Source organism: Oligoflexia bacterium (genome assembly GCA_034439615.1).
Lineage (GTDB): Bacteria > Bdellovibrionota > Bdellovibrionia > JABDDW01 > JABDDW01 > JAWXAT01.
In genome coordinates this window covers 1-16487 of the sequence record JAWXAT010000040.1, presented here as the reverse complement: position 1 = coordinate 16487, position 16487 = coordinate 1, and the positions used below count along the sequence as shown (strand labels likewise).

Below are 16487 nucleotides of genomic sequence, written 5' to 3'. Positions count from 1 at the left end.
AATTAGTTAAAACATGAGTGATTGTCAATGGATAACCGTGAGAAGTCTTTCGGTTCTTACGCGGGGAATGCCAGTGTTTTTGATACGTTTTTCCCAGTCAAATGAACACCAGATCAAAATAGCCCGACCCTCAAGATTTTTAAGGGGAACCATACCCCAAAAGCGACTATCATCAGAGGAATCGCGATTGTCACCAAGCACAAAAAGCCTATCTTCGGGAACAACTTCAGGGCCATAAGAATCTTCATCCTCACCTCTGCGAAACATGACTAGATGAGATTTATTATCAATGGTTTCCTTTTGAAAAATGTGAAATTCATTATGTGGCAAGTCATCAAAAACTTTAAGATCAGCTGGCTTAAGATTTTCATATTGCGAAATCTTATCGTTGATATAGAGCCTTTTTTGACGAATCTCAATTTTGTCCCCAGGCACACCCACAACTCTTTTAATAAAAGAGAGGGATTCATCTTCGGGATATCTAAAAACTATGACATCTCCTCGATCTGGAATTTGGGGTTGGATAATTGAAATTCGAGTAAATGGTATTCTTAAACCATAGGGGAGTTTCCAAGCAAAAATACAATCCCCAGCTTTAAGAGTTGGAGCCATGCTTCCAGTGGGGATCTTATATGCTGCAATTACAAATGATCTTAGTATCAGCGCAATGATTATTGCGACAAAAAGACTTTCAACGTACTCGCGGATGAGACCCTTTTCACTAGGAGGTTTTTGTTCAGTCACAATGAATACCCCAACAGCTTAGTGTACAGAGTGAAAAAGCCGCTTCCAGCGTATGGCTAATGGACTGCAAATAAAATTAACAGGAGCAGGCAATGTTTCATCGCAACTGAGCCAAACAAACATAGCGCGACCTAAAATATTTTCTTGGGGAACAAAACCCCAATAGCGACTGTCGTTTGAATTATCGCGGTTATCACCCATGACAAATAGTGAATTAGGTGGAACTTCTTGACCTTCAACTAATGTATGAACGGCATCTTTTTTAACAAGTGTGGGGTGAGGATTACCGTCTAGTTTTTCTTCCATAAGATCATAAGACTCTTTACCACCGGCCATTTCACGATCATTGAGAATTGAGAAAAAGAAATCTTTTTTGGGATTCTCAGATGTTGGAATTTTTTGACCATTGATGGTGAGTTGTTGTCCATCCCAAGATAATTTATCTCCCGGTATTCCGACAACGCGCTTAATAAAAAATGTACTCTCGTCTTCAGGGTATTTAAAAACAATAACATCACCTCGTTGAGGCTGACTAAAACGTGCTAACCATTCTTTTGAAAAAGGAATGCGCACACCGTATACGAATTTATTTACAAAAATATGATCTTGAATCAAAAGCGAGGGCAACATACTGCCAGAAGGAATGACGTAGGCTTCAATCAGACACCAACGAATGGTAAGTGCTACTGCAACTGCTAAAAATAGGGATCCAAAACCACTCCCCCATGTTCCACGTTGATCTGAATTACCACTACGACCGATACCCAAAAAACGTTTTACATTTTCTACAAAAGCTGACATCACTCCTCCGTTTTTAAGATCGCCAAGAAAGCCTCTTGTGGAATCTCAACATTTCCCACCTGCTTCATACGTTTTTTGCCTTCTTTTTGCTTCTCTAAGAGCTTACGCTTACGACTAATATCTCCGCCATAACATTTCGCAGTAACATCTTTTCGCAGCGCGCCAAGCGTTTCGCGGGCAATAACTTTAGCGCCAATTGCAGCCTGGATTGCTACTTGAAATTGCTGACGAGTCAAAAGCTCCTTGAGTTTTTCTGTCAACTTACGACCCCGGACCACAGCTTTACTTTCATGTACGATAAGTGACAACGCATCAACGGGTTCTGTATTGATCAGAATGTCGACCTTCACTAATTGGCTTTCTCTAAATTCAAGAAATTCATAATCAAGTGAGGCGTAACCTTTTGAGATACTTTTTAATTTATCATAAAAATCTAAAACCACTTCGTTTAGCGGAAGCTCGTACATTATAATTGCTTTATTGGTCGTCGAGTACTCGAGCTTTTTTTGAATTCCCCGTCTGTCTTCACAGAGTTTTAAAATTCCACCGATAAATTCTGAGGGGCAGTGAATCGTCGCGGTGATGATGGGTTCTTCAAACTTGGCAATCTGGGTTGTAGGAGGAAGATCCGCAGGATTTTCTAATTCTAAAACTTCACCGTCTGTTTTTGTAATTCTATATACAACACTTGGTGCTGTTGTAATCAGATTAAGATTATACTCACGCTCTAAACGCTGCTGGATAATCTCCATATGAAGAAGACCTAAAAACCCGCATCGAAAACCAAAACCCAAAGCGATACTTGTTTCAGGTTCAAATGAAAAACTTGAGTCATTCAATGCTAGCTTTTCAAGCGCATCACGAAGATTGTCATAATCTGGCCCGTCGACAGGAAATATGCCGCTAAACACCATCGGTTTTACTACTTTAAAACCCACAAGTGGTGTTGTTGATGGATTTTTAGAACTCGTAACCGTGTCACCGATTTTTGAATCATGAACGTCTTTAATACCTGAAATAATAAAACCTACTTCACCGGGATTAAGCTCTGTGAGTTGTTGTGCAAAAGGCATAAAAGCACCGACTTTTAAAACTTCAAAGTCTTTACCAATACTCATCAGCCTGATTTTCATTCCAGGCTTGACGGTGCCCTCCATCACGCGCACTAAAATAACCACACCTTGATACGGGTCAAACCAGCTATCAAAAATCAAAGCCTGAAGTACGTTGTCTTTATCACCTGTGGGAGCAGGAACCTTGGCTACTACGGCCTCTAGAATTTCTTCGATACCGATTTTTTCTTTAGCACTTGCATAAATAGCACCACTGGCATCAATGCCAATTGCATCTTCAATTTGTTGTTTCACACCATCTGGGTCAGCGGCAGGAAGATCGATTTTATTAAGAACTGGAATGATCTCTAAATTGCTATCAAGAGCCATGTAAACATTGGCTAAAGTTTGAGCTTCAACACCCTGAGACGCATCGACAACAAGAATTGCCCCCTCGCAAGCAGCAAGAGATCTTGAAACTTCATAGCTAAAATCAACATGCCCGGGGGTATCGATCAAATTGAGTTGATAAGTTTTTCCATTTTTTGCTTTGTATGTAAGTCGCACTGTTTGAGCTTTTATTGTAATGCCGCGCTCACGTTCTAGTTCCATATTATCTAGAAATTGATCTTTTCGCTCACGCTGGGAAAGTGCTCCTGTGAACTCAATGAGTCCATCAGCAAGAGTGCTTTTGCCGTGATCGATGTGGGCAATGATTGAAAAATTTCGGATATGTTCAAGATTGTTTTTCATGATCGACGCTAATTTATAGGTGCTGCGAGCTTAATTGTCGAGAATATTGGAGTTATTTGAATGTGCTTTAAATTCGGTAGGGCTTAAATCAATTTGCCCAGGTAAACGCGAGCGGTTTTTCTCTAAAATCAAATCAATACCTTCACGTATGAACTCTGCCACGGGCACTTTTGTGCGCTTGTTGAGTTCTTTGAGGAGCTGATTTTGCTCTTCGGTAATATAAACTGTTGTTGTAATTTTTTTTGTCGCCATGCTTGAGAGTTACTATACGTAACAATACGTTGCAATATATTTAATGCGTGGCGTAATTTAAATTAGCAGTCTTTAATGCATGCCACTTCAGAAATAGCTGAGGATTTATCAGATTGTGGCTCAACCAAGGGTTCTACTACTGGCGCCTGAACTGAGGTTGGCTGTCTATTGATATCATTTATGCTTTGAGTGCTAAAACTACAGTTTTGATAACCTAAAAGCATGAACATCACTGTGAATGCAAACGCGTACCGAGTTACAAACTGCGACATACTGGCCTTCATTCCGCTACCCCTTACATTATCTATCGGTCTTTTAACGCGGAGCTTTAGGACCTTTGGCTAGAATATTAGATTGATATGCGAGGCACTTAGGTGATGAAGGTAAGGCTTAATAAACCAGATAAATTAATGACTTAGGCTAATTTGATGGATGACTGCTTATGTTACGTATTTGCTTTTTCGGTAAAGGAGGTGCTAGCCAAACAGGAGACGAATCAGCTGTATGAGGGGCAAGCTTATAAGTTGAAAACTCTGATTCTTTGAGAATCTGTTGAGCACTGTTTTCGATCTCTTGCTTAAAACGCGCTGGGATTTTTTCTCCACCCACAAAAAACTCAAGAAAGGAACCTTCAGGAGTGTGTTTCACATTTACAGCTATAATAAAATCCTTGGAATTTCGCCCCGGGGGCACAAGTAATTTATCCCTTATTTTTTTCTCAACACTTTCAAGTACTGAAACTTCAGCACGATTTTGCGCTCCAAAAGTGATACGAAAATTTCCAGGTCTAAGCGTATTATCCGTTGGCCTTCCTAAACCGCGAACGAAATTTTTCTTTTGATCCATAGTGAGCTTTTCTCTAATAGGAGTCTTGAGATGGAAGTCATCTCCCCCCTTCACTACATCAGCATTTATCTTTGAAAAACTGCGGCTTTCAGAACCTTTAGCCCTAGCATATTGTTTTTTAAGTTCTGTTTCAAAACGCGTCAAATACTCATCTGCTTTTTTAATTCCTTTTTGAACTACAAAAGTGGTGTCTTTAAGTGAGCCGTATTTACCCACTTGAGCTAATGCTTCAGCTGTACATTGCTGGTTAAATCCACCTAAGCCGCCACAATCTGCTGAAGTGACGTCTACAGTCGAATCAAAATTAAAATCAGCTCTTTCAACTTGAGGGTCAATGGTCGGAGAAAAAACATCGACCTGTCGATTATACATCATGATGTCATCAATATCTTGAGAACTCAGTACTTGCTTGCCATTGAGAAGAGCATTTAATTGTTTTTCGATTTCTTTTTTGTCCTGCGTTTTTCTTAAAATAGCAAAGACATCGGATGTCAGCGTACCCGTTGAGCCGCGGTTGGTGAATAAAGCAGTTTTTCCAAATTTTTGTGAAAGTGCAATTCGACGCTCAAAAACTTCAGCACGCAATTTTAAAAGATCTTCTGTCACTAAGCCGATATTAATAATTCCGTCTTTATCAAAGTAGCGAGCCGCACGAACGGCTAAAGCAACTTCTTCGGGAGAAGCAGAGTTTTCACCAAAGGCTCCTCTAAATAATTTTCCGGGCAAGTCTTGTGGACGTGTGGGATCAACAAAACCTGCTTTAAGAAGTTCATCCAAAAGATCAGGACGCTTTAACTTCATATACTCAAGCCAATCCTTACCCGCTTGGTCATAAACTTTATCAAGCGCACGGGTGAGTTTTTCATCCATTTTACCATGGGGCTTTGTCTTAAGACTCAAACGCAAAGTTTTATAATCGCTATAAATAAGCATGTCTTGCTTTGTAAGAATATTATTTTTACGCATTTCGCGAAGAACCAAGTTTTGGTGTAAGTAAGTGTAGTCGTCAGTACCTTTTTTCTTGATGGTAGGAATATTATTGGTAGTACGCGTGGTGACAACTTCTGATTGCACGCTGGTTCGTTTTGGGTCTTTATAATTATCGACGTAAAGTTGATTATCATTTTTGGGGTTTTGAAAAAGTGCTTCGAGGTCTTTTTCAACTTTAATACATGTAGCATCGGATTTTACTTCAACAGCAAAAGTGGTGGCGGGTAAAACAGCGAGGTTTGTGGCTAAAAATAAAACAATCCACACAACTGCTGTTAACGGTTTTACCTTTTTAAAAATTCTAAAAATCTGAAAAATCTCATAGTGATACATCTCATGACTTTATCGGAATTTTTTAATGGTTTTACGAGTGGACTAAAGCCTAGTGAGTAAGCCAAAACTTCATGTTCAATAATACAAAAGGGGTCATGGTCGCAAGGATCAATGTGATGTGTTGTAAAATGAAAATCGTTTTTGGATTTTTATAATTTCAATAGCTGTTCACGAACCCATTTACCTACTGAATAAAAACTATCATCACTGATACGGGTGTGAACGTTGGTCACAGATATACTTCGTTCATAGGGGCCAAAAAATGTGTAGTCCGCATTGATTCCTATGAGCACAGGAGAGCTATTCTTCATTCGAAACACAGGCCCACCAGAATCTCCGGGGCATAAACTTGAATACCGAGTGTTGTATGAATAACCAGGAGTGACAAAGTTACTTTGCGATGCAAGGTCGGCTACTGGTGCATATAAAGAATGTTGGTGCTTCATGATATCTGCGCTCACAACAATACTTTCAGCATAGCGCAGGCCATCGCCCTCTTCACCAATATCGGCTGTGCAACCAAACCCCGCGATGACAACTGACTCACCTGTGTTGATAGAGCCGTAATCAATTTGTACAAATGGAATTGAGTAATCAGGCTTTGCAAGTTTCACGATGGCAAGATCAACTTTACGCGGGTTATCCTGAGGAGTTCCGATTTCTAAACCAGAACAATTTATTTTAGAGCAAGTTTCAATCCAGGAGGGATGTAGGGAGATTTGAGAATTATCTAATGAGAGTGCTTGTTTTGAATTTTTCATTGTATGGATAAGAGGCTTTATTTTTTGCATGTAGCAATGCGCTGCTAAAATATAATGTTGAGGACTCACTTTAGTGGCCGTGCACCCGCCCACTAAAGCAACAAATGGGAACTTACCCGTATGATCAATGACGCCATTGATCAGTGCGAAACTTTTTGTTGTTGAAAATAGAAGCGACAAAATAATTGTGGACAGAAAAATATACTTCATAGCACTCCCCATAAAGATTTTATTCTTAAAATCGTAAGAGGCCTTTAGATTTAATGCAAGAGACGGTTTGCTTTGCTTCGATCGCCTTGACATATCTGTTTTGACTTACCTGTAATGCGCCACATTAATGCATTAGGTGCTATTTTCCAGTTTCAAACCTTCCCAATTTTAGATATAAGAAAATACAGAATTTGAGGAGCGTTGCGAGGCAGATCAGTTGCCCTAGGCTCAGATTCTATTCATTAAACGGCGCTCACCTAATCAATCGTGCGACACACGCACAAGGTGAGAAGCAATCTATTCATCTCCTTGTCATGTTTTGCGCGATTTATAAGAGGAGATTCCACAAATGGAAAATAAAGATTACGTCATAGCCGATATCAGTCTTGCTGACTGGGGTCGCAAAGAAATTAAAATTGCCGAGACAGAGATGCCAGGTCTTATGGCCATCAGAGAAGAGTTTGCTAAAACACAACCTCTCAAAGGTGCTCTTATCACAGGTTCTTTGCACATGACTATTCAAACAGCTGTGCTTATTGAAACACTCGCAGCCCTTGGTGCTGAAGTCAGATGGGCTTCATGTAATATCTTTTCAACACAAGATCACGCTGCCGCAGCTATTGCAAAAGCTGGGTATCCTGTTTTTGCGGTTAAAGGTGAAAGCCTTAAAGAATATTGGGATTACACTCATCGCATTTTTGAATGGCCGGGTGGCAAATTCTCAAACATGATTTTAGATGATGGTGGCGATGCTACTTTACTTTTACATTTAGGAACACGCGCTGAAAAAGACAAAAGCGTTTTAGAAAAACCCCACTCAGAAGAAGAAACAATTTTGTTTCAATCTATTAAAGATAAACTTTCAAAACACCCTCACTGGTACTCAGAGCGTCTTTCAAAAATCAAAGGTGTTACTGAAGAAACCACTACAGGCGTTCATCGCCTGATTCAAATGCATGCTCGTGGAGAATTAAAATTTCCTGCAATTAATGTTAATGACTCTGTTACAAAATCAAAATTTGACAATCTCTACGGATGCCGTGAATCACTCGTTGATGGTATCAAACGAGCAACAGACGTTATGATTGCCGGCAAAGTTGCTGTGGTAGCAGGTTATGGAGATGTGGGCAAAGGTTCAGCTCAAGCCTTACGTGCACTTTCAGCTCAAGTTTGGGTCACAGAGATTGATCCTATTTGCGCACTTCAAGCTTCAATGGAAGGATACCGCGTTGTAACCATGGATTACGCTGCAGATAAAGCGGATATCTTTGTGACGACCACGGGTAATTTTAATGTCATCACCCATGATCATATGAAAGCTATGAAAAATAATTCTATCGTTTGTAACATCGGTCACTTTGATAATGAAATCGAAGTTGCATCTTTAGAGAAATACCAATGGGAAGAAATTAAACCTCAAGTGGATCATGTTATTTTCCCCGATGGAAAACGCATCATCTTATTGGCTAAAGGTCGCTTGGTGAATTTAGGTTGCGGAACGGGTCACCCCAGTTACGTTATGTCTTCTTCATTTGCCAACCAAACCATTGCGCAAATCGAGCTTTTCTCTCACCCAGAGAGATACCCACTTGGTGTTTACGTTTTGCCTAAACATTTGGATGAAAAAGTAGCTCGTCTTCAATTGAAAAAACTAAATGCTCAATTGACAGTCTTGAGAGAAGATCAAGCCAAGTATATCGGCGTTCCTTTGAACGGCCCCTACAAAGCTGATAGTTATCGGTATTGATTTTTAAAGAATGTTTTTTTGGAAATCGTACTTAACAAAGTTAAATGGATCATAACTTACCAATAAAAAAGGCCGTCTCTTACGAGACGGCCTTTTTATTATATAAATAGAGCACCTACATTTTACTTAAACTAATTTTTTAATTGCTTCAGCACGCTCTGTTTTTTCCCATGTGAAACTTTCTTCTGTACGACCAAAATGACCGTAAGCTGCAGTGGGTAAATAACGTGGTTTTAAAAGATCAAAGTACTTAACAATCGCTGCGGGTCTGAGATCCCAAATTTCATTTACAGCTTTATTAATACTTTCAACTGATACTTTTTCTGTTCCAAAAGTATCAACCATCAAGCTCATAGGTTGTGCTACACCGATCGCATAGGCAACTTGCACCAAGCAACGCTCAGCAACGCCGCTTGCTACTACGTTTTTAGCAATGTGACGTGCAGCATAGCATGCTGATCTATCAACTTTTGAAGGGTCTTTACCTGAAAATGCTCCACCACCATGGCCACCATGACCACCGTATGTATCAACAATAATCTTACGACCCGTCAAACCGGCATCACCTTGTGGACCACCCACAACAAATCGCCCGGTTGGATTGACATAAATTTTTGTTTTTGAATCGAGTAAATGCGCAGGAATAGATTTTTTAATAACATTCTCGATAACGTCTTCACGAATTTGATTAAGCGTTACATCAGGATGATGCTGTGTTGAAACAACAATGGCATCTGCTCTTACGGCTTTTCGGTCTTTGTATTCAATTGTTACCTGACTTTTTCCGTCGGGGCGCAAATATTTCAGTGTTCCATTTTTACGAACTTCTGCCAATCGACGTGTGAGTTTATGAGACAAACTTATTGTGTGCGGCATCAACTCTGGAGTTTCATTAATAGCATAACCAAACATCATGCCTTGATCGCCAGCGCCTTGTTCTTTTTCTCCGCCTTCATCTACACCCATTGCAATATCAGGTGATTGACGACCAATACTTGTCAGTACCGCACAAGAATCAGCATTGAAGCCTGAATCATTATCTGTGTATCCAATTTTACGAATTGTATTTCGCGCTAGCTCAGCCATATCGACATAAGCTTTTGTAGTGATCTCACCGGAAATGAGAGTTAATCCTGTCGTAACTAGTGTTTCACACGCAACGCGTGATCTAGGATCTTGTGCTAATAATGCATCTAAGATTGTATCGCTAATTTGGTCTGCGACTTTATCTGGATGACCTTCGGTAACTGATTCGCTTGTAAAAAAATAGTCTTTGGGACCATAGACTGACGCCATACACTCTCCTCTTTGAATTTTTGGAAAACGCTAAATTCTAGTTTGAAGAGGTGAAAATGGTCAATAAAAAAGCCAGGGAAGTCCCTGGCTTATGAAAATGGCTTCTAGAGCAAAAAGCCTGTTAGCTCGCGTCTTTTTTATCTCGGAGTTCTTTTGATTGCTCAATAAGCTCACGACGCAGATAACCCTCGTTACTGAGTTCAAATTTATGGTGTTTCTGCACCTTTTCTTTATGCTTCAAGAGCTGGCGCTCCATTTTATCCACCACTTTATCAATAGATGCGTACAACGTAGGGTCTTTTGCTTTTGCAGTTAAATGAATATGACCCGCATCGATATTGATCTCAGCTACTTGCTCAGCCTTTTGAACACTAAAAATAAAGTGCACTCTAGCCTCTTTATGCATTGCGAACTTATCAAGCTTCTCTATACGCGACGTAGCATACGACTCGATTGAGTCTAAAGCTTGTATATGCTTAAAGGTGAATTTGATTTGCATATGTAACCTCCAGTTATGGGGTGAAATCACGCTTTCGTGATAATCAAAACATATGCTCTTATCGGCAAGTTTCAAGGTCTAGGTCAGAAATATTTTTTGCGTTTACTACTTGGTAAAATGCCAAGTATATCTCTGTACTTAGCTACGGTACGGCGTGCTATATCAATTCCCGATTTATTTTTTAAAAGCTCGACAATCTTCTGATCTGAGTATGGGTTTTTGATATCTTCTTGTGAAACCAATTCTTTGATTTTTTCTTTAACAGATTCACTCGCTAATGAATCACCATCGGTTTTGTTAATACCACTGTTAAAGAAATATTTAAGTTCAAAAATTCCACGAGGAGTATGAACATATTTTGCAGTAGTCACGCGACTCACTGTAGATTCATGCATCCCGATGTCATTGGCAATATCTCTTAAAATCATAGGTCTGAGAAACTCTAAACCCTTATCTAAGAAATCACGTTGGTAACGAACAATACTCTCGGTAACCTTATAAATAGTTCTTTGGCGCTGATGAATTGATTTAATAAGCCACACAGCAGATCGAAGTTTGTCTTGGATATATTCTTTTGTGACAGTACTTGACCCTTTGCCTTGCAAAACATTCTTATAAAAATTGCTGATCTTAAGGCGTGGCAGGCCATCTTCGTTGAGAGACACCACATACTCATCACCGACTTTATAAACGTAAACATCAGGTGTTACATATTGAGTTTCAGTGGGTGCAAAACTACGACCTGGCTTTGGCTCCATGTCAAAAACCACTTTGCAAATTTCAATCATCTCATCAAGTGGTTTGCCCATAGCTTTGGCAATGCCTTCAAAATTCTTTTTCTCTAAATCTTTCATATGATTTTTAATCACGTGAATGACATCATTTGTATCTTCGCCCAAAACTTTTGCTTGAACCAAGAGACATTCTTGGAGATTGCGAGCCGCAACACCTGGAGGATCTAATTCTTGGATAAGTTCTAAAATGCCAACGAGATCTTCCACAGGAAGATTTTCTTCAGGGCAAACTTCTTCAAGTGGCATTTTCAAATAACCATCATCGTCGATATTACCGATAATTTTTGTTCCGATTCGCTCTTCTTCTTCATTAAATCCTGAGAGTTTTAATTGCCAAAGAAGATATTCCTGAAGACTTTCATGACGCGTGATGAGGTTTTCATAATTGTGAACTTCTTCTGTGTTACGAATACCGGCTTGGCTTGTTGCTTGACGGTAATTATCTTCAACATAATTTTCCCACTCAAACTCTTCTTTTTTATTATCGTCAGCTTGAGGTACAGGCGCTTCGTTATCTTCAACCATGCCGAGCTGCTCAGTTTCTTTAGTGGCAGCCGCATCTTCATCTGCGGTATCCATGGCTTCTTCGAGGATTGGATTTTCTTCCATCTCTTTGGTGATGACGGTTTCTAACTCGAGACGAGAAAGTTGCAGGAGCTTGATTGCTTGCTGCAATTGCGGAGTCATCCTCAATTGCTGCGATAATTTGAGTCCCTGTTTTAGCTCTAAAGCCATTTACATTCCTCTCACACACCTGTGTGCACGGTTAAATAATTACAACTTAAAGTTTTCACCTAAATAAAATTTCTTAGCAATGGGCGATTCAGCAATTTCATTGGCAGTGCCAGTAACCTGAATTTTACCTTCTTTTAAAATGTAACCTCGATCACAAATTTTTAAAGTTTCTCTCACGTTGTGATCTGTAATTAATACGCCGATGTTTCTTTCTTTAAGCTGTTTTACAATGACTTGAATATCACCAACAGCGATAGGGTCAATACCTGCGAAGGGCTCATCTAATAGTAAAAATGAGGGGTTCCCAGCTAATGCTCTTGCGATTTCAACGCGACGTCTTTCACCACCTGAAAGTGCATAGGCATAACTTTTATGTACATGGTGAATTTTAAAATCTTCAAGCAATTCTGCTAATCGTTCAGCCCGTTCCGCACCTTCATAACCATGAGCCTCGAGTGCCACTAATATATTTTCTTCAACAGATAATTTTCTAAATACACTGGGCTCTTGAGGAAGATAACTCACACCCATACGTGCACGTTGATACATTGGTTTTTGACCAATACTTTTTTCATCGATAAAGATATCTCCTGAATCGGGTTTTACAAGGCCAACCACCATATAAAAACTTGTTGTTTTACCAGCACCATTTGGCCCCAAAAGACCTACGATTTGACCTGATTGAACATCAAAGCTTACGCCATCGACGACTTTACGACTTTTAAAACTCTTAGAAATATTTCTAATAGCAAGAATACTCATTAGGGCCTCTTTGTTGTATTGCTATTAATTTGATTAAGTTCATTCTCGACGCGTGCTTTTGCTTTGATCACACGCACTTCTTTGCCGCCATTGATAAATCTAATTTCTTCACCACGAAGTTCATTATCGTCTTGAAGAACTCGCGGATTACCCAGCAAGATGAATTCGTTTTCCGCAAACAAAACTTGCGCTTGTTGTGATGCAGCCCAACGTTGTCTGTCAGTGACGCGCACATTTCCTTGAAGTAAAAGTGAAGTCAAAGATTTTGTATTTGATTCGTATACAAAGTCAGCCTGCTGACCTGTCATGCGCACATTTTCTAGATCTACTTGAACATTATCTTCAAAATGTGCCTGATTGTTTTTACCGTTGATACGCGCCCATTTTGAGTGAATGACCATATCGCGATTTCCTGTAACCGACTTTGATGCTCTTACTTGATCTTTCAAAGTCATAGTACTTGTATCAAGAACTGCTTGAAGACCTCGACCGACCATTTCAAATTTTCCGTCTTTGGTTTCGGGCCCTGTTATCTCAACATGATCAGGCGTAGATAATGTTTTATCAGTAGATACATATTTTAAAGAATTACTTTTGACCATATAGCCATCAGAAGTCGTGGTGACAACGTGTCCATTAATTTCCATATCTTTTGTTTCTGTGTGCACAGAACCTTTGTCTCCTGTAACAGAATATTCTGTTCCCGCTGCACCAAAAAACTTCACGTGGACTCCTTGTAATTTCCAAGTACCTTTATCTTTAAAACCTTGGGCATAATCAGAATCTAATTCCCATTCTTTTTTGCCAGCTGAAGTTTCAACCAAATGCACCCCGTGCATCATCTGTGACATTGTGGTCACTGCTGATTTTGGTGCTAAAGTCTTATCGACTTTTGGCTTGATTGCAGCCTCTTGCGGCGTGTTCAAACTTTTTGGAGCTAACGTTAGGATTTCAAGCCCTAACAATATAAAAAGGGCTGCCAGCCCCCACTTTTTTAATCGCCGCATGATGCCATCACTCTTTAGCCACCTTTAAATAATACCACGAGGATGGCATGGTTTAAGCATCAAAAAGTCCTAAAGTCTCTCGAAAAACTGCCGAATTATTAGACAGATGACTAAGCAACTAGACAAAAACATGGATAGGATTTGGTTTATTTATGATCATCAGACGGTGAGAGGTCCTTTCGACTCATCTGAGGTTCATAAAGGCATCAAGTTTGGTCAGTATATCGACTCAGATCTCATCTGGAAGCGCGGCTATAAAGAATGGCAAAATCTTGCAGTCTGGATAGAGAAAGCCGCAATGACTGCTAGTCAAAATGATGTTTGGTATATTAATGAAGATGGAACAAACCACGGACCCTTTGCATTTAAGGTCGTTGTTGAAAAACTAGTTAAAAATGAATTATCATTGACTGCAAAACTTTGGACAACAGGTTTAAATAAGTGGTCATCGGTTTACGAAATTTCTGAATTTATGCAGTACCTTGGAATCTCTCGTCGCAAACACACACGAGCGCCATTTGTAGGAAGCATTTTTATTGATAACGTTAAATTTGCTCTAACTACACAATGTATTTCAGAAGGTGGAATTTCAGGTACGCTGAACACTGATCAATTTATTGTAGATCAAACAGAAAAAACTCAAATGTTTGACAATGAAATAACGCAAATTTGGTCTGAAACAACTTATGTTCGAGAAGCTCAAACGACTACTTTTCAAATTGGAGAAGAACTTAATTTAAAAATTAAGTCACCCTTGCTTACGCAAACTGCTCACGTGAAAGCAAAAGTAGTATATCGCCATTCAAATGATTTAGGATTTCAATTCATAAATGTTTCTGACGAAGCAAGATCTAGCTTTGTTGAATACGTCAAACAATTCGAAGTTGCTTAATTAAAATCGAGCAGGTCGACACGTTACTTGATAACCATGATGCCTGATATAACCATTACTTAAATGAATGTCATATTGATCATTAAAACCGTTAGAGTTTTTAATTCCAATTTCATCAGCTGGACCACCTTGTGATGCGCAATAACCCATTGAATTAAGCACACCCGCCACACCTTGCACATATGCATCCTCGTTTTTAACTTTTTCTCCATCGAAAAGATCAGGGCGTAACACTTGAAATTGTTGAATAGCACTCTCAACAACATCATCAAAGCTTGATCTTTCAGCCGTGCAACATCCCCATACACCTGCTGGGCCCTCTGCAGCGCCACACTCAGGCTTGGGTGGAAGTGTGCAATTATTTGCTGGCGATGGAGTCGGAGTTGGTGACGGAGTTGGTGACGGAGTTGGTGAAGCACTAGCACCTGGGCTAGGTGTTGGTGTTGGAGAAACAACCGGAGTTGGTTTTGCCGGAGTACTTTGATTTGCCTGACTCGCAGCCAGGCGCGACTTAAACGCCTCTTGTTTGGAACATCCAGCAGCAAACATCACTATTGAAAATGCAACGATCACATTCTTCATACCTAGACTATCGGCACAGAGAACAAAAGATGAACAACTAAACTAAAGTCTAATTACGATTTTTTGCAAAAAAGTTAGTCGTTTTGATTCAAACATAATCTCGACTAAAGTATTAAATTTATCAATCCCCAGCCGATAGTACAGATAGCATGTGGGGGAGTCATGAAATCTAAATTTATTATGGCGAGTTGTACCGTACTCATTTTTAGCGGGTGTAAATCACAAAATTTTGCAAATCCAAAAATCGCTGATGATTCAAACACAAGTGTCACAGTACCCGCTACGCCTGGGACTTCACCCATTACAATTCCTGCACCCAGCCCAACTCCTTCGATGGTCGATGGAGTGCCAGTTCCAAATCATGCTATGAGTTTTGGTTATTATTTTACAGACGGCAAATACGGTGATTTTCAAAAAGAAGTAGACTGCTATTCTGATCTCTATATTGCTGTAGCAAAAAATGGATATGCTAAAAGCTCTGATGATACCGATGATATGTGGTTAGCTGATATGGAACGTTCAGTGAACCGCGCTGCCTCTAAAAAACAAAAAATTGTTTGGACTTTGAGTATTGATGCGACTGGGCCAGTGATAACTTCCACATTAATACGCATGATGAATTTCATGGAAAAAATCTGGCCCCACGTTTACATGGTTGAACTCGCTGATGAACCCAAGTGGACAAAAGCTGAAACCGAAAGCAAATTAAAAGAAGTTCGTAATTTTTTTAGAAGTCGAGGTGTTCAAGACAAACCATTAGGAATTGTTTACACTCAGTCTCAATCTCTTGATGAAAATGCGATTACTGCCCAAGGTTTAGATTGGGTTGGTCTTGAAGCGTATGTTGATCCCCCAGGAGATTCAAATTCAAAAGTGAATGTAGATAAACTCAATATATTTTTAAAACGCGCAAAAGCTCGCATTCCACCTGATAAAAATATTGTCATAGTGATGCAGGCCTATTCGCGAAACTTTGGATGGAAAGATATCAACACACTCAAAGAACTACAGATGCCTGCTTACAACCACAGTTACAATGACCCAAGAGTGATTGCTCTAATGATGTTTGCTTACGGCAGGCCTTCTGGCACACGAGACAACTTAGATCTCAGGCCCATTCATCGCAAGATGGGAAATGCTGTATTAAATAAGCAGTGTCAGCCTGGGGATTAACATTTAGCGGCATTACTTTTCACAATCTGAGAAATATACCAGCAGAATTACTTTTCGCAATCTGAGAAATATACCAGCACATTACTTTTCACAATCTGAGAAATATACCAGAGCATTACTTTTCACAATCTGAGAAATATACCAGAGCATTACTTTTCACAATCTGAGAAATATACCAGCACATTACTTTTCGCAATCTGAGAAATATACCAGCACATTACTTTTCGCAATCTGAGAAATATACCAGCACATTACTTT

The 16487-nt window shown here is 39.6% G+C and carries 16 protein-coding genes and 1 riboswitch; of the genes, 3 read left to right on the top strand and 13 right to left on the bottom strand.

Translation table 11 applies throughout. From position 1 onward, the window contains the following. Positions 1 to 24: 24 nt before the first annotated feature. From lepB (SGI74_09945) to SGI74_09915, 7 genes are all read right to left on the bottom strand, one after another. Positions 25 to 744, bottom strand: coding sequence for a signal peptidase I (lepB, locus tag SGI74_09945; GenBank protein MDZ4677818.1), 720 nt, complete (start codon positions 742 to 744; stop codon positions 25 to 27). A gap of 18 nt (positions 745 to 762) precedes the next feature. Further along, the gene (lepB, locus tag SGI74_09940; protein ID MDZ4677817.1) at positions 763 to 1545 is read right to left on the bottom strand and encodes a signal peptidase I; all 783 of its coding nucleotides are present in this window, start codon (positions 1543 to 1545) and stop codon (positions 763 to 765) included. Continuing rightward, complete coding sequence (lepA, locus tag SGI74_09935) at positions 1545 to 3350, bottom strand: translation elongation factor 4 (GenBank protein ID MDZ4677816.1); 1806 nt, start codon at positions 3348 to 3350, stop codon at positions 1545 to 1547. Before lepA ends, lepB (SGI74_09940) begins: the two co-directional genes overlap by 1 nt. 30 nt (positions 3351 to 3380) lie before the next feature. Continuing rightward, positions 3381 to 3602 (bottom strand): ribbon-helix-helix domain-containing protein, encoded by a 222-nt coding sequence (locus SGI74_09930; GenBank protein MDZ4677815.1) that lies wholly within the window; start codon positions 3600 to 3602, stop codon positions 3381 to 3383. 62 nt (positions 3603 to 3664) lie between these two features. Next, entirely contained in the window at positions 3665 to 3886 is a 222-nt protein-coding gene (locus SGI74_09925; protein MDZ4677814.1) for a hypothetical protein, read from the bottom strand. A gap of 136 nt (positions 3887 to 4022) precedes the next feature. Next, positions 4023 to 5771, bottom strand: a complete 1749-nt coding sequence (locus SGI74_09920; GenBank protein ID MDZ4677813.1) for a hypothetical protein — start codon at positions 5769 to 5771, stop codon at positions 4023 to 4025. Between the two features lie 149 nt (positions 5772 to 5920). Next, positions 5921 to 6742, bottom strand: coding sequence for a trypsin-like serine protease (locus SGI74_09915; GenBank protein MDZ4677812.1), 822 nt, complete (start codon positions 6740 to 6742; stop codon positions 5921 to 5923). 187 nt (positions 6743 to 6929) lie between these two features. Next, positions 6930 to 7004: riboswitch (S-adenosyl-L-homocysteine riboswitch) on the top strand. An 87-nt stretch (positions 7005 to 7091) separates the two neighbouring features. Between SGI74_09915 and ahcY the strand changes: the two genes are divergently transcribed. Beyond that, positions 7092 to 8489, top strand: coding sequence for an adenosylhomocysteinase (gene ahcY, locus SGI74_09910; protein ID MDZ4677811.1), 1398 nt, complete (start codon positions 7092 to 7094; stop codon positions 8487 to 8489). 126 nt (positions 8490 to 8615) lie between these two features. Here the strand turns inward: ahcY and metK are convergent, their stop codons facing one another. The 5 genes from metK to lptC all read right to left on the bottom strand — a co-directional run bounded on the left by metK (position 8616) and on the right by lptC (position 13582). Next, entirely contained in the window at positions 8616 to 9785 is a 1170-nt protein-coding gene (gene metK / locus SGI74_09905; GenBank protein MDZ4677810.1) for a methionine adenosyltransferase, read from the bottom strand. 121 nt (positions 9786 to 9906) lie between these two features. Next, positions 9907 to 10284, bottom strand: coding sequence for a ribosome-associated translation inhibitor RaiA (raiA, locus tag SGI74_09900; protein ID MDZ4677809.1), 378 nt, complete (start codon positions 10282 to 10284; stop codon positions 9907 to 9909). Between the two features lie 83 nt (positions 10285 to 10367). Further along, entirely contained in the window at positions 10368 to 11813 is a 1446-nt protein-coding gene (gene rpoN / locus SGI74_09895) for an RNA polymerase factor sigma-54 (protein MDZ4677808.1), read from the bottom strand. Positions 11814 to 11852: 39 nt separating this feature from the next. Beyond that, complete coding sequence (lptB, locus tag SGI74_09890) at positions 11853 to 12575, bottom strand: LPS export ABC transporter ATP-binding protein (protein MDZ4677807.1); 723 nt, start codon at positions 12573 to 12575, stop codon at positions 11853 to 11855. Then, complete coding sequence (lptC, locus tag SGI74_09885) at positions 12575 to 13582, bottom strand: LPS export ABC transporter periplasmic protein LptC (GenBank protein MDZ4677806.1); 1008 nt, start codon at positions 13580 to 13582, stop codon at positions 12575 to 12577. Before lptC ends, lptB begins: the two co-directional genes overlap by 1 nt. Before the next feature lie 106 nt (positions 13583 to 13688). Here lptC and SGI74_09880 point away from each other — a divergent pair, with 106 nt between their 5' ends. Next, positions 13689 to 14474 (top strand): GYF domain-containing protein, encoded by a 786-nt coding sequence (locus SGI74_09880; protein MDZ4677805.1) that lies wholly within the window; start codon positions 13689 to 13691, stop codon positions 14472 to 14474. Here SGI74_09880 and SGI74_09875 read toward each other — a convergent pair whose 3' ends face one another. Then, a complete protein-coding gene (locus SGI74_09875; protein MDZ4677804.1) occupies positions 14475 to 15056 on the bottom strand; it encodes a hypothetical protein in 582 nt (193 codons plus the stop codon). A gap of 162 nt (positions 15057 to 15218) precedes the next feature. On the opposite strand from SGI74_09875, the gene SGI74_09870 reads away from it, so the two are divergent. Continuing rightward, positions 15219 to 16229, top strand: coding sequence for a hypothetical protein (locus tag SGI74_09870; protein ID MDZ4677803.1), 1011 nt, complete (start codon positions 15219 to 15221; stop codon positions 16227 to 16229). Positions 16230 to 16487 lie beyond the last annotated feature (258 nt).